This is a genomic window from Streptacidiphilus sp. P02-A3a (assembly GCF_014084105.1).
Classification (GTDB): Bacteria; Actinomycetota; Actinomycetes; order Streptomycetales; family Streptomycetaceae; genus Streptacidiphilus.
In genome coordinates, this window is record NZ_CP048289.1 from 2,389,358 (window position 1) to 2,403,039 (window position 13,682).

Consider the following 13,682-nt stretch of genomic DNA (forward strand, 5'->3'; position numbering starts at 1 on the left):
GCTAGTGAATTTCCTAAGATGCTGACACTAAACTTACTTGCCGACCGGCTAGATCGTCGGTCCGATCGCGCTGCCCATGCACTGACGCGGGGGTGGGGTGATCTCTGCCCTGGAGGCTCACCCGTATGTTCCATCGGATAGGGCGCACCGTCGTCCGACACCCGATCTGGACGATCGTGACGTGGATCGTCGCGGCCGTCGTGATCTTCCTGACCGCTCCGGCGCTGGCGTCCAACAGCAACGAGAGCAGCTTCCTGCCCACCAGCTACGAGTCCATCCAGGCGATGAACCTCCAGCAGGACGCCTTCCCGGCGGCCTTCACCCCGGCCGCGGAGGTGCTGTTCCAGCGCGCCGACGGCCAGCCGTTCACCGCTGCGGACAAGGCCCTGATCAGCCAGGTCACCACGGAGCTGGGCCAGAAGAAGATCGACCAGGTGCAGGCCGTCATCCCGGGGATGTACTCCAAGGACGGCAAGTACGACCTGGCCCTGGTCAAGATGAACTCCGCGGACACCGGTCAGCCCTCGCAGAACACCGCCGCGCAGACGCTGCGCGCCGACGTGAAGCAACTGGTGCAGGGCACCGACCTGGAGGCCAAGCTCGGCGGCAACGCCGCGTCGGCGCTGGACCAGCAGAACTCCTCCAAGACCGGGGGGGAGATAATCTTCCTCGGCACCTTCCTGGTGATCATCGTGGCGATGCTCATCATCTTCCGGGCGCCACTGATGGCCCTGCTGCCACTGCTGCTGATCGCGATCGTGATGCTCGCCGCCAACGGCCTCATCAACGACATCACCAAACTGCTGAGCCTGCAGTCCAACAGCACGGTCTCCAGTCTGTTGATCATCGTGCTGTTCGGCGTCGGCACCGACTACATCCTCTTCCTGATGTTCCGCTACCGGGAACGGCTGCGGGCGGGTGACGACCACAAGGAAGCCATGATCACGGCGGTCGGCCGGGTCGGCGAGGCCATCGCCTCCGCCGCCGGTGCCGTCATCATCGCCTTCCTGGCGCTCACCCTGTCCTCGGTCTCCTTCCTCAAGCAGATGGGCCCGGCGCTGGCGATCTCGGTCGCCGTCACCCTGATCGCCGGACTCACCCTGATGCCGGCCGTCTTCTCGCTGATCCCGCCGCGGTGGCTGTTCGCCCCGTCCAAGCGCTGGTCCGTCGAGCCCACTGGCTCGAAGTTCACCGCTGTGGGCCGGGTCGTGCAGCGCCGTCCGGCCGCGGTGGCCGCGGTCGCCGGTCTGCTGATGATCGCGCTCGCCACGGTCGCCACCGGCTACAAGGCCAGCTTCGACTTCGCCTCGGCCTCCATGCCGAAGACCGAGGAGTCGATGGTCGTCCAGAACACGCTGGCCAGCGCGTTCAGCGCCGGTTCCGGCGCGCCCGCCGGGGTCTTCCTCAGCACGGTCAACGGATCCCCGGTCGACCACGGGGCGGTCGCCACGCTGGAGCAGAAGCTGCAGACCGTCCCCGGGGTGGCCGCGGTCACGCCGGCGGTGTACGACAAGAAGGCCGACACTGCTGACATCTCGGTGACGCTGAGTGCGAACCCCGAGAGCGAGCAGGCCATGAACACGGTCAAGCAGCTCCGTGACGTGGCGCACGCGAACGCGCCGGACGGCACCAAGGCACTGGTCGGCGGTGAGACCGCCGTCTACGTGGACATCAACAAGGCGATCAACCACGACTACTCGGTGGTGTTCCCGGTCGCCGGGATCCTGATCATGCTGATCCTGGCGCTGATGCTGCGCAGTGTGGTCGCGCCCTGGTACCTGATGGCCTCGGTCGGACTCGGCTTCGCCGCGACCATCGGTGCCACCGTGCTGATATTCCAGCATCTGCAGAACCAGGCCGGGCTGATGTTCCTGCTACCGGTGTTCGTCTACCTGTTCGTGGTGGCGATCGGTACGGACTACAACATCCTGATGATCTCCCGGCTCCGGGAGGAGGCCAGGGCCGGACGCAGCCCGCGTGAGGCCGCCGGGCAGGCCATCCGGCACGCCGGGCCGACCGTCGCCTCGGCCGGGGCGATCCTGGCCGGGACCTTCGCCAGCATGATGCTGGCCGGGAACAGCCTCTTCAGCGAGCTGGGCTTCTCGATCAGCTTCGGCATCGTGATGGCCGCGTTCGTGATGGCGATGTTCTTCACCCCGGCGCTGACCGCGCTGATAGGGCACGCGGCCTGGTGGCCCGGTCACGCCGACCGGAACCAGGGGGACAGCGGCCACGGTGAGAGCCGGGTCGTCGCGGGGCACTTCCCCGAGGACGGCAAGATCTCCGAGCTGGACCCGACGCGCAACTAGCCGACCGGGTCGGCGGGCGGGGCCCGGGTACGCGCACGCGTACCCGGGCCCCGCCCTTTCGTCGTCCGCGAGCTGTTCGTCCACGGGGTGTTCGTTCACGAGTGCTGTCATGCACGGGTCGATATTCACGAAAGCTGTTGATCTGAGAGTGCGTTGAGAGGAACGGGGTAGCCTCCTCAGGCATCGGGGGAAGGGCCGGGCGTGGGGCGCGGGGGGAAGCCGCCATGAGCGAATGCCAGCTGTGCGGGGCACCTGACGACGGGAGGCCGCCGCGCCGCGTGGGGTGGCGGGGACGGTGGGGACGATGCCGGGGACACGGTCGGCGGGCAGCTGAGCCGCTGCCGCCGCGGCGACCGCTGGCCACCGCGCTCGGCGCGCTGCTGGTCGCCGGGTTGGCGTTCGGCGCGCTGACCGTGGCGGCGGGCGGGAGGACGGTGCCGGTCCGGTCGCCGCTGGTGCCCTACGGCGACGGCGCGGGCAGCCCGGGGGTCACCGCCGGAGCCCCGGCCACGGGCCCCGGCGGGGTGGTGGCGGTCGCGGTCCTGCCGCTGGTCGGGGCGGTGCGCAGCACCCCCGGGGCGGCGCCGACGCCCACCGGCTGCACCGGCGCCGCCGCCGTCCCGGACGTCTCCCGGCTGCGCTACCCGGCCTCCTCCCGGGCGCTGCTGGCCGCCGGGTTCCCGGGGGTGGACGTCGCGGAGCACTCCGGCGGGGTCCCGCTCGGCGGCACCCTCTCGCAGAGCCCGGCGGCGGGCACGGTCCGGCCCTGCGGCACCGAGGTCACCCTGGTCTACTCCAGCGGCCCGGTCCCGGCGTCCGGCCCGGCGGCTGTCCCGGCGCCGGGTACCCGGGCGCTGAGCCCGCCGCTGTGCACCCTGCCGCCCGCCGACGGCAGCGCCAGCGCCCTGCTCGGACGGCTGCGCGCGCTGGTCGCGGACGACCACCGGACCGGCTGCGCGCTGTCGGTGGCCCGGTTCGGGGCCCGCTCGGCCACCGTTCCGGCCGGGGACGTGATCAGCGAGCAGCCGCTGCCCGGGACCCGGGTCGGGCTGCGCGCGGCGGTGCTGCTGACGGTGTCGCTGGGCGCTCCGAGCTGCGCGCTGCCGACGCTGACCGGGGACCGGCAGGCCGCCGCGATCGCGGCGCTGCTCCGGCTCAGGGCGGACGACGGCGGTCGCTGCGGTCTGGCGGTGGCGGTCACCGCCGCGCCCTCGGCCACGGCGGCGCCGGGCACGGTGCTCGCCCAGGCCCCGGCGGCCGGGACGCCGGTGGCCCCGGGCAGCGCGGTCACCCTGACCGTGTCCAGCGGCTCCCCGGCCTCGGCCGGACCCTCGCCGTCGCCCTCGCCGTCCGTCCCGTCGCTGCCCTCCCCGCCGCCGTCGTCGTCGTCGCTGAGCGCGACACCGCCAGCGACACCTCCAGCGGGACCGGACGCGGGACCCGCCGGGAGCGGCCCGCCGGGCGGCTGAACCCGGACGGTGCCGGTCGGCGGGATTCCAGTCGGGTCAGCGTCCGGTCCACCCACCGCGCCCGCCGCCGCAGCTCGGCCCGCAGCTCCAGCAGCCGCTCCGGCCTCCCGCCGCGGGCGGCTCCCGGGTCAGGCGCTGAGGCCGAGTGCGCTGATCGGCGCGTCGAGGCGGTCGGCGCGGCGGTCGGCCCGGGCCTGGTCCGCGCGCGCCCGGTCGTACCGGTGCAGCAGCAGCCGGGCGAGTTCCGGGGCGGCGCCGAGCGGGGCGGCCAGGGCGTCCGCCCCGGCGGCCGCGGCCTCGGCCGCGATCCGGTCCGGCAGCAGGCCGGGGGCGAGCAGGTAGGGCGCGACCGCGATCCGGCGCGCGCCGCGCGCCCGCAGCGCCGCGACGGCGTCGGCCACCCGGGGCGGGGCGGCCGAGGCGTGCGCGACCTCCACCGCGTCCCAGCCGTGGGCGCGCTCCAGGTCGGCGGCGACCTGCCGGGTGACGGTGTTGGCCGCCGCGTCGGAGGACCCGGCGGCGGCCAGCACCACCCCGGTGCCCGGCTCCGGGCGGACGCCCGCCTCGGCCAGGCGGCGGCCCAGGGCGTCCAGCAGCAGCGGGGAGGGGCCCAGTACCGCGCCCTGGCGGACCGTCGCCCGGGGGTTGCGCGCGGCGGCCGCCGCGAGCGCCCCGGGGATGTCGCTCTTGGCGTGGAAGGCCCGCCCCAGCAGCAGCGGCAGCGCGGTGACCGGGCCCTCCAGCCGGTCCACCGCCTGGTCGATCCGAGGCGCGCAGTGGTCCAGGTAGCCCACGGTGACCGGGAGCCCGGGACGCAGCGCGCGCACCCGCGCGGCGAGGTCGGTGACCGTCGCCGCGTGGCGCGGGTCACGACTGCCGTGGGCGACCAGCAGCAGCGTTCCGGGGCTCGGGGCCGACCGCGGGCGGCGGGTCATCGACGGGCCACCAGCAGGCCGCGCGAGCGCAGCACCCGGCGCTCGATCGGCGCGAAGCAGAGCAGTTCGATGCCGATGCCGACGAGCAGGATCAGGAAGATGGTGGCGAGCACGGTCGGCATGTCCTGCATCTCCCGGGCGTTCTCCAGGGCCTGCCCCAGGCCGATGCCCAGGGCCGGGGAGCTGGCGATCAGTTCGGCGGCCATCAGCGAGCGCCAGGCGAAGGCCCAGCCCTGCTTGAGACCGGCGACGTAGCCGGGCATGGCGGCGGGCAGCAGGACGAACCAGATGCCGCGCAACCCGGTCGCTCCCAGCGTACGCCCGGCGCGCAGGTACAGCGGCTGCACCTGGTCGACACCGGCGACCAGTCCGTTGGCGATCGAGGGCACGGCGCCGAGCAGCACCACGGCGTAGATGGTGGCGTTGCTGAGGCCGAACCAGATGACCGCGGCGGGCACCCAGGCGACCGACGGGATGGACTGCAGCCCGGACAGGATCGGGCCGATCGCGGCGCGGACGACCTTGACCCGGGAGACCAGCAGCCCGATCGGCGTGCCGATGACCACGGACGCCAGGAAGCCGAGGATCCCGCGCGAGAGCGAGGTCCAGATGGTGTTCAGGATGGTGCCCTGGAGCCACTGGTCGTACAGGCTGTCCCAGACCGCCAGCGGGCTCGGCAGCAGGTACGAGGGCTTGAGGTGGGCCAGGCAGGCGCCCTCCCACAGCAGCAGCACGATGATCACGGCCACCAGCGGCGGGACGGCCTTGGTGAGCAGGACCCGGCCGATGGAGGCGCGTTCGACGTCCTGCGTCTCCAGCGCGTCCAGGCCCGCGCCGAGCTCGGCGACGTCGGAGCTCTGCGTCTCGGCGGTGGTCGGGACGGCGGAAGTCTCAGTGCTGGACATGGCGGCGGATCTCCCCACGGAGCTGCTCGGTGATCTCGACGGAGAGGTCCGCGACACCCGCGGACTCGATGCGGCGCGGCTGCGGCAGGTCGATCCGCCATTCGCGGGCGATCCGCCCGGGGCGGGACGAGAGCAGCACCACGCGCTGGGCGAGCCGCACGGCCTCGCGGACGTTGTGCGTGACGAACAGGACCGACAGGCCCTGCCCGGCGGAGCCGGAGGACTGGTTGGCGTCGGCCCAGATGCGGGTCAGCTCCTCGTGCAGGACGTCGCGGGTGATCGCGTCCAGCGCGGCGAAGGGCTCGTCCATCAGCAGCACGTTGGCGTCCTGGGCCAGCGCCCGGGCCAGGGCCACGCGCTGGCGCATGCCGCCGGAGAGCTCGTGCACCCGCTTGTTGTGCGCGCCGCCGAGGCGGACCAGTTCGAGCAGCCGCTCGGCCTCGGCCCGGCGCTCGGCGCGCCCCAGGCCGCGCAGCTGGAGCGCCAGTTCGATGTTGCGGCCGGCGGTGAGCCAGGGGAAGAGCGCGTGCTCCTGGAACATCAGCGCGGCCCGGCCGCCGGGGACGGTGATGCTGCCGCTGGTGGGCTGGTCCAGGTCGGCGACCAGGTTCAGCAGGGTCGACTTGCCGCAGCCGGAGGCGCCGAGCAGGCAGACGAACTCGCCCGGGGCGACGCTGAGGCTGATGTCGTCCAGGACCGGGTTGCCGCTCCGGCCGAAGGACTTGGAGACGTGGTCGAGGGTGACCGCGGGCTGGACGCTGCCGAGGGTGTCCTCGGCCGGTTGCTGGGTGACTGCCGGAGACATCCGGACACCTCCTTGGCGTTGTTCCGGGGCCCGCCCCGGTCCGTGTGACTGGGCATCGACGTGGACCGGGGCGGGCACCGGAGTACTGGGCGGACGGGCTGCTACTGCTGGCCGAGCCCGTCGGCGGAGACGGTCGTCTGGCCGTCGGCGGTGAGGATCTGGTTGAGCGGGGTGAGGTCGTAGATCCCGCTCAGGTCGGGGGCCTTCAGCAGCCCCGCGGTGACCGCGTGCTGGGCCTCGGTCTGCAGCGTGGAGGCCAGCGGGTCGTTGGTGACCGCGAGCTCACTCCAGGCGGAGTTCAGCACCTTCGTGGACAGGGCCTTGCCGCTGAGCTGCTTGAGTGCGGCGTTGGCGTCGGTCTTGGCCTGGGCCGGGTTGGCGACGATCCAGGCGTTGGTGTCGACCGAGGCCTTCAGCACGGCCTTGACCACGTCCGGGTGCGCGGTCAGGAACGACTGCGAGACGATCACGTTGGTGGTGGCGAACTGCCCCTGGGGCCACAGGGTGCGCTCGTCGATGAGGATCTTGCCGCCCTCGGCGACGAGCTTGGACGCGGTGGGCTCGGGCACCCAGGCGCCGTCGATCTGGCCGGAGGCGAAGGCGGTGGGGGTGGTCGCGTTGTCGATCCGCAGCACCGAGACGTCGCCCGCGCCGCTCTCCGCGTTCTCCTTGAAGCCGTGCGTCTGGAGGTAGTACAGCAGCGCCACGTCCTGGGTGTTGCCCAGCTGCGGGGTGGCTATCTTCTTGCCCTTGAGGTCCGCGACCGAGGTGACCTTCTTCGGGTTGACCACCAGTTCGGCGCCGCCGGTGGTGGCCCCGGCGATGATCTTCAGCGAGGCGCCGTGGGACTGGGTGTAGCCGGTGATCGCGGCCGAGGGGCCGATCCAGGCGATGTCGATGGCGCCCGCGTTCAGCGCCTCGATCTCGGCCGGTCCGGCGTTGAAGATCTGCGTCTTGATCGCGGTGCCGCCCAGCTCCTTCTGGAACTGGCCGTTCTCGATGCCGATCAGCGGGGTCGCGTGGGTGAGGTTCGCGTAGTACCCGATCCGCACGGTGCTCGCCGACAGCGCGGACGCGGCCGACGACCCCCCGCTCGCCGCCGGAGCGGCGGTGGTGGCGCTGCTAGTGGCCTTGGAGCCGTATCCGCCGCAGGCGCTGAGCAGGCCGACGGCGGCCAGTCCAGCGGCCGCGATGCTGACGGTACGTCTGGCCCGCACGCGCAGGGGGGAGTTGGTCGTGGACGCAGTCATGGCAGGAAAGTCCTCACGTCGATGAGAGTGTCGGAAGGTAGAGTTGTGGAGCCTCGAACCGGGCCGCGGTACAAGCCCGGTGACAGTTGGTCAGAACCGTCAGCAGTCCACCGGGCGACAGCGGCCGATGCCGCCCTGGCCCGCGCCGAGCGCGCCGCTGCCGACACGCCCGCCTTCCTTCGCCATGCGGGAGAAGGCCTCGCCGCCCATCGTCGTGGTTCCCTTCGCCATGATCCCGGTCGTTCCGGGCTCAGAAGGACTCGCCGGCCATGCCGGCGGTCAGGGTGGTGCCGTCGGCCGGGTCGATCAGCAGGAAGGAGCCGGTGCGGCGGTTCGTCGCGTACGGGTCCAGCGCCAGTGGTTCGGCAGTGCGCAGCACGACTCGGCCGATGTCGTTGACCCGGAGCGTGCCGGGGTTGTCGATGTGTTCCAGGGTATCGATGTCGATGGCGTACGGGATGGCTTTGACGATTGCCCGTACCGTGCGGGTGGTGTGCTTCAGCAGTACCCGGTCGCCGACCGCCAGCGGGCGCTCGTTGAGGTGGGAGACGGTCGCGGTGACGTCCTGGGTGGGCTCGACCGGGGTGCCGCCGGAGATCAGGTCCCCGCGCGAGACGTCGATGTCGTCGGTGAGCCGGACGGTGACCGACTGCGGGGCGTACGCGATGCCGGTGTCCTTGCCGAGCACGTCGATCCCGGCCACGGTGGTGGTCAGGCCCGAGGGCAGCACCGTCACCGGGTCGCCGGCGCGCAGCACGCCCGAGGCCAACTGGCCCGCGTAGCCCCGGTAGTCGCGGTGCTCGCCGCTCTGCGGCCGGATCACGTACTGGACCGGGAAGCGGACCGGTTCGGCCGAGGGGTCGGTGCCGACCGGGACCGTCTCCAGGTGCTCCAGCAGCGTCGGGCCGCCGTACCAGTCCATGTGGGCGGAGGGTTCGACCACGTTGTCCCCGGCCAGCGCCGAGATCGGGATGGCGGCGACGTCGGGCACCCCGAGCGAGGCGGCGTAGCCGGAGAACTCGGCGGCGATGGCCGCGAAGACCGGCTCGGCGTAGTCGACCAGGTCCATCTTGTTGACCGCGAGCACCAGGTGCGGGACCCGCAGCAGCGCGGCCACGGCCGCGTGCCGACGGGTCTGCTCGACCACGCCGTTGCGGGCGTCGACCAGGACCACGGCCAGTTCGGCGGTGGAGGCGCCGGTGACCATGTTGCGGGTGTACTGCACGTGGCCGGGGGTGTCCGCGAGGATGAAGCGGCGCCGCGCGGTGGCGAAGTAGCGGTAGGCCACGTCGATGGTGATGCCCTGCTCCCGCTCGGCCCGCAGGCCGTCGGTGAGCAGCGCCAGGTCGGGGGCGTCCTGGCCGCGCTTGAGCGAGGCGTGGGTCACCGCCTCCAGTTGGTCCGTCAGTACTGACTTGGAGTCATGGAGTAGACGCCCGACCAGAGTTGACTTGCCGTCATCGACGGAACCGGCGGTCGCGAAGCGCAGCAGCGCGGTCGCCGAACCGGCGCCGACCACAGCGGGGTTGTGGTGCAGTTCGGTGCTCATGTTTAGAAGTACCCCTCGCGCTTGCGGTCTTCCATGGCGGCCTCGGACATCTTGTCGTCGGCCCGGGTGGCCCCGCGTTCGGTGAGTCGGCTGGCGGCGACCTCGGTGATGACGTCCGCCACGGTGGCCGCGTCGGAGTCGACGGCGCCGGTGCAGGACATGTCGCCGACGGTGCGGTAGCGGACCAGGCGGCGCTCGACCGTCTCGCCCGGCTTGGGGCCGCCCCACTCGCCCGCGGTCAGCCACATGCCGTTGCGGGTGAAGACCTCGCGCTCGTGCGCGTAGTAGATCGCCGGGAGGTCGATCTCCTCGCGCTCGATGTACTGCCAGACGTCCAGCTCGGTCCAGTTGGACAGCGGGAACACCCGGACGTGCTCGCCGGGGGAGTGGCGGCCGTTGTACAGCGACCACAGTTCCGGGCGCTGGCGGCGCGGGTCCCAGGCGCCGAACTCGTCGCGGAGGCTGAACACCCGCTCCTTGGCGCGGGCCTTCTCCTCGTCGCGGCGTCCGCCGCCGAAGACCGCGTCGAACCTGCCCGACTCGATGCCCGCCAGCAGCGGTACCGTCTGCAGCGGGTTGCGCAGTCCGTCCGGGCGCTCGCGCAGCCGGCCGCTGTCGATGAACTCCTGCACCGAGGCGACGTGCAGCCGCAGCCCGTGCTCGGCCACCGTGCGGTCGCGGTACGCCAGCACCTCCGGGAAGTTGTGCCCGGTGTCGACGTGCAGCAGCGCGAACGGCACCGGCGCGGGCCAGAAGGCCTTCAGCGCCAGGTGCAGCATCACGATGGAGTCCTTGCCGCCGGAGAACAGGATCACCGGACGCTCGAACTCCCCCGCCACCTCCCGGAAGATGTGGACGGCCTCGGCCTCCAGGGCGTCCAGGTGCGACAGCGCGAAGGGGTGGCTGTACTCGCCGGGGGTCACGAACTCGGCAGCGGTGGTGGCGGTCACGCCAGTCCCCTCTCGGTCAGCAGTGCGTGCAGGGCGTCGGCCGAGTCGGCCACGGGCTGGGTGTGCGCCTGGATCCGCAGGTCCGGGGCGTCCGGGGCCTCGTAGGGGTCGTCCACACCGGTCAGGCCGCTGATCTCGCCCGCGGCCTGCTTGGCGTACAGGCCCTTGACGTCGCGGACCGAGCACACCTCGACCGGGGTGGCCACGTGCACCTCCAGGTACGCGGTGCCCTGGGCCGCGTGCCGGGCGGCGACGGCGGCGCGGGAGGCGGCGTAGGGGGCGATCACCGGGGCGAGCACCTTGACCCCGTTGGAGGCCAGCAGTTCGGCGACGAAGCCGATCCGCTGGATGTTGGTGTCGCGGTCCGCGGCGGTGAAGCCGAGCCCGGCCGAGAGGAAGGTGCGCACCTCGTCGCCGTCCAGCACCTCCACCCGGTGGCCCTCGGCGCGCAGCCGCTCGGCCAGCGCCAGGGCGATGGTGGTCTTCCCGGCGCTGGGCAGGCCGGTCAGCCACACGGTGGCGCCGCACTCCTGCACGGCCGCCGCCGTGGCGGGCGGTGCGTCGACATTCGTGGTCATCGGTTCTGCTCCAGGGTGGGGACGGTGGGGTGGCGGGCGGTTACAGGTGGATGCCGCACTCGGTCTTGCCGGCGCCGGACCAGCGCCCGGAGCGGGCGTCCTCGCCGGCCAGTACCCGGCGGGTGCAGGACTCGGGGGCGCACCCGATGGACGCGTAGCCGTCCATCAGCAGCGTGTTCAGCAGGATCCCGTGCTCGGCGACGTAGGCGTCCACGTCCGCCTGGGTCCAGCGGGCGATCGGGGCGATCTTGACCTTCTGCCGCTTCGGGTCGAAGGAGACCACCGGCGTGTTCGCCCGGGTCGGCGACTCGTCCCGGCGCAGCCCGGTCGCCCAGGCGTCGTACCCGGCCAGGCCCCGGTTCAGCGGCTCGACCTTGCGCAGCGAGCAGCACAGGTCCGGGTCCCGGTCGTGCAGCCGGGGCCCGTACTCGGCGTCCTGCTCGGCCACCGTCTGCCGCGGCGTGAGCGTGATCACGTTCACCGGGTACACGGCGGCCACGGCGTCGCGGGTGCCGATGGTCTCGGCGAAGTGGTAGCCGGTGTCCAGGAAGATCACGTCCACTCCGGGCAGGGCGGTCGAGGCCAGGTGGGCGACCACGGCGTCCTCCATCGAGGAGGTGACCGCGAAGCGGCGGCCGAAGGTCTCGGCCGCCCAGCGCATGACCTCCGGCGCGGAGGCCTCCTCCAGGGCGCGCCCGGCCTCGACGGCCAGGGCTTCCAGCTCCGCGGCCGAGCGCTGCGGTATGTCAGTCGGTGCGGTCATCTGTCTGTCCCCCAGAAACGGATGCGGGTGCCGAGAGCAGGCCCAGGAATTTCACCGAGAACGCGCGGAGGCAGCTGCCGCACTCCCAACTGCCGTGCCCACCGGCCTCGCTGGGGCGCAGATCCTGGTCGCCGCAGTAGGGGCAGTGGAACGGGGCGGCGCGTTCGCTCATGCCAGTGCTCCCTCGTCCGCGCGCAGTGCCCACTCGGCGAAGCGCTCGCCCTCGGCGCGCTGCTCGTCGAAGCGGCGCAGTACCCGCTCGACGTAGTCGGGCAGTTCGTCGGCGGTGACCTTGAGGCCGCGCACCTTGCGGCCGAAGCCCGCGGTGAAGCCGAGGCTGCCGCCGAGGTGCACCTGGTAGCCCTCGACCTGCTGGCCCTGGCTGTTCAGCACCAGCTGGCCCTTGAGGCCGATGTCGCCGGTCTGGATCCGGGCGCAGGCGTTGGGGCAGCCGTTCAGGTTGATGCTGATCGGCTGGTCGAACTCGGGCAGCCGCTGCTCCAGTTCGGCGATCAGGTGCTGCGCGCGGCCCTTGGTCTCGACGATGGCGAGCTTGCAGAACTCGATGCCGGTGCAGGCGATGGTGCCGCGCCGGAACGGGGAGGGCTTTACCTGGAAGTCCAGCGCCTCCAGCGCGGCGACCAGCGCGTCGACCTGGTCGGCCTCGACGTCCAGCACGATCATCTTCTGCTCGACCGTGGTGCGCAGCCGGTCGGAGCCGTGGGCGGCGGCGACGTCGGCGATCTTCGCCAGCTGCGCGCCGTCGACCCGGCCGACCTTGGGCGCGAAGCCGACGTAGAAGCGGCCGTCGTTCTGCGGGTGGACGCCGACGTGGTCGCGCCACCGGGTGCTGGGCTCGGCCGGGGCCGGGCCGTCGACCAGCTTGTACTTCAGGTACTCGTCCTCCAGCACCTGGCGGAACTTCTCGGGCCCCCAGTCGGCCATCAGGAACTTGAGCCGGGCGCGGGTGCGCAGCCGCCGGTAGCCGTAGTCGCGGAAGATGCCGACCACGCCCGCCCAGACGTCCGCCACCTCGTCCAGCGGCACCCAGGCGCCGAGGCGCTCGGCCAGCCGGGGGTTGGTGGACAGGCCGCCGCCGACCCACAGGTCGAAGCCGGGGCCGTGCTCCGGGTGGACCACGCCGACGAAGGCGATGTCGTTGATCTCGTGCACGACGTCCTGCACCGGCGAGCCGGAGACCGCGGTCTTGAACTTCCGCGGCAGGTTCGAGAACTCCTGGTTGCCGATGTAGCGGCGGTGGATCTCGTCCACGGCCGGGGTGCCGTCGATGATCTCGTCCTGGGCGATGCCGGCCACCGGCGAACCGATGATCACCCGGGGGCAGTCGCCGCAGGCCTCGGTGGTGGACAGGCCGACGGCCTCCAGCTTCTGCCAGATCGCCGGGACGTCCTCGATCCGGATCCAGTGCAGCTGGATGTTCTGCCGGTCGGTGATGTCGGCGGTGCCCCGGGCGTAGGTCTCGGAGACCTCGCCGATGGCGCGCAGCTGAGCGGTGGTCAGCCGGCCGCCGTCGATCCGGACCCGGAGCATGAAGTACTCGTCCTCCAGCTCGTGCGGCTCCAGGATCGCGGTCTTGCCGCCGTCGATCCCCGCCTTGCGCTGGGTGTACAGCCCCCACCAGCGCATCCGCCCGCGCAGGTCGTTCGGGTCGATCGAGTCGAAGCCGAGCTTGGAGTAGATCGTCTCAATGCGTGTCCGCACGTTGAGACCGTCGTCGTCCCGCTTGAACTGCTCGTTGCCGTTCAACGGGGTGAAGTGCCCCATGCCCCACTGGCCCTCACCGCGGTGGCGGGTGACCTTGCGGGTCGCCGCCGGGCGGCGCGCGGAGGCGTCGTCTTGGGTCGGGTCGGTGGCCATGGGCGCAGTCCTTCGGCAAGAGGCAGGGGGCCTGGTGGTATTCGTCGGAGCCTGGTCCGCGCGACGGCAGCGAGCAGCTCGGAGCCGCGGTGCCGGCGGGTGGCGGCCTGGTCAGACCTGGTCGGCGGAGCGATTGCAGGCGGTGAACGGCAGGGGCTTCAGGACGCCGGACAGATGGCGCTGGACATGCGGCCGAGGTCGACGTGGAGTCGACCGACCAGGGAAGTTCCGGCACCAGACATGGCAGAAGCGTCGCACGTAGAGCTTTCTGTCGTCCACAAGCGTCCAGAA

14 protein-coding genes are annotated in these 13,682 nt (G+C 72.2%); 2 read left to right on the forward strand and 12 right to left on the reverse strand.

Going from position 1 to position 13,682, the window contains the following annotated elements; translation table 11 throughout:
* The first annotated feature begins 125 nt into the window (after positions 1-125).
* Together GXP74_RS10680 and GXP74_RS10685 are read left to right on the forward strand one after the other, a co-directional pair.
* Positions 126-2,309 (forward strand): MMPL family transporter, encoded by a 2,184-nt coding sequence (locus GXP74_RS10680; RefSeq protein WP_182451252.1) that lies wholly within the window; start codon positions 126-128, stop codon positions 2,307-2,309.
* A 278-nt stretch (positions 2,310-2,587) separates the two neighbouring features.
* Complete coding sequence (locus GXP74_RS10685) at positions 2,588-3,778, forward strand: PASTA domain-containing protein (protein ID WP_182451253.1); 1,191 nt, start codon at positions 2,588-2,590, stop codon at positions 3,776-3,778.
* 128 nt (positions 3,779-3,906) lie between these two features.
* On the opposite strand, the gene GXP74_RS10690 is transcribed toward GXP74_RS10685, so the two are convergent.
* The 12 genes from GXP74_RS10690 to GXP74_RS42075 all read right to left on the reverse strand — a co-directional run bounded on the left by GXP74_RS10690 (position 3,907) and on the right by GXP74_RS42075 (position 13,633).
* Positions 3,907-4,713, reverse strand: coding sequence for a sirohydrochlorin chelatase (locus tag GXP74_RS10690; RefSeq protein WP_182451254.1), 807 nt, complete (start codon positions 4,711-4,713; stop codon positions 3,907-3,909).
* Entirely contained in the window at positions 4,710-5,618 is a 909-nt protein-coding gene (locus tag GXP74_RS10695; RefSeq protein WP_182451255.1) for an ABC transporter permease, read from the reverse strand. Before GXP74_RS10695 ends, GXP74_RS10690 begins: the two co-directional genes overlap by 4 nt.
* Complete coding sequence (locus GXP74_RS10700) at positions 5,605-6,423, reverse strand: ABC transporter ATP-binding protein (protein ID WP_182451256.1); 819 nt, start codon at positions 6,421-6,423, stop codon at positions 5,605-5,607. Before GXP74_RS10700 ends, GXP74_RS10695 begins: the two co-directional genes overlap by 14 nt.
* 101 nt (positions 6,424-6,524) lie before the next feature.
* Positions 6,525-7,673, reverse strand: coding sequence for an aliphatic sulfonate ABC transporter substrate-binding protein (locus GXP74_RS10705; protein WP_182451257.1), 1,149 nt, complete (start codon positions 7,671-7,673; stop codon positions 6,525-6,527).
* Between the two features lie 99 nt (positions 7,674-7,772).
* A complete protein-coding gene (locus tag GXP74_RS41425; RefSeq protein ID WP_255528292.1) occupies positions 7,773-7,904 on the reverse strand; it encodes a hypothetical protein in 132 nt (43 codons plus the stop codon).
* Positions 7,905-7,923: 19 nt separating this feature from the next.
* A complete protein-coding gene (locus tag GXP74_RS10710; RefSeq protein ID WP_182451258.1) occupies positions 7,924-9,222 on the reverse strand; it encodes a sulfate adenylyltransferase subunit 1 in 1,299 nt (432 codons plus the stop codon).
* Between the two features lie 2 nt (positions 9,223-9,224).
* Positions 9,225-10,172: a sulfate adenylyltransferase subunit CysD gene (gene cysD, locus GXP74_RS10715; RefSeq protein WP_225447847.1), complete on the reverse strand. Its 948-nt coding sequence runs from the start codon at positions 10,170-10,172 to the stop codon at positions 9,225-9,227.
* The gene (gene cysC, locus GXP74_RS10720) at positions 10,169-10,750 is read right to left on the reverse strand and encodes an adenylyl-sulfate kinase (RefSeq protein WP_182451259.1); all 582 of its coding nucleotides are present in this window, start codon (positions 10,748-10,750) and stop codon (positions 10,169-10,171) included. The genes cysD and cysC overlap by 4 nt, the downstream gene beginning before the upstream one ends.
* 40 nt (positions 10,751-10,790) lie before the next feature.
* Positions 10,791-11,513, reverse strand: coding sequence for a phosphoadenylyl-sulfate reductase (locus tag GXP74_RS10725; RefSeq protein ID WP_182451260.1), 723 nt, complete (start codon positions 11,511-11,513; stop codon positions 10,791-10,793).
* Positions 11,497-11,685, reverse strand: a complete 189-nt coding sequence (locus GXP74_RS10730; RefSeq protein ID WP_182451261.1) for a hypothetical protein — start codon at positions 11,683-11,685, stop codon at positions 11,497-11,499. The genes GXP74_RS10725 and GXP74_RS10730 overlap by 17 nt, the downstream gene beginning before the upstream one ends.
* A complete protein-coding gene (locus GXP74_RS10735) occupies positions 11,682-13,391 on the reverse strand; it encodes a nitrite/sulfite reductase (protein WP_182451262.1) in 1,710 nt (569 codons plus the stop codon). Before GXP74_RS10735 ends, GXP74_RS10730 begins: the two co-directional genes overlap by 4 nt.
* Positions 13,392-13,549: 158 nt before the next feature.
* Complete coding sequence (locus tag GXP74_RS42075; RefSeq protein WP_370468545.1) at positions 13,550-13,633, reverse strand: putative leader peptide; 84 nt, start codon at positions 13,631-13,633, stop codon at positions 13,550-13,552.
* Positions 13,634-13,682 lie beyond the last annotated feature (49 nt).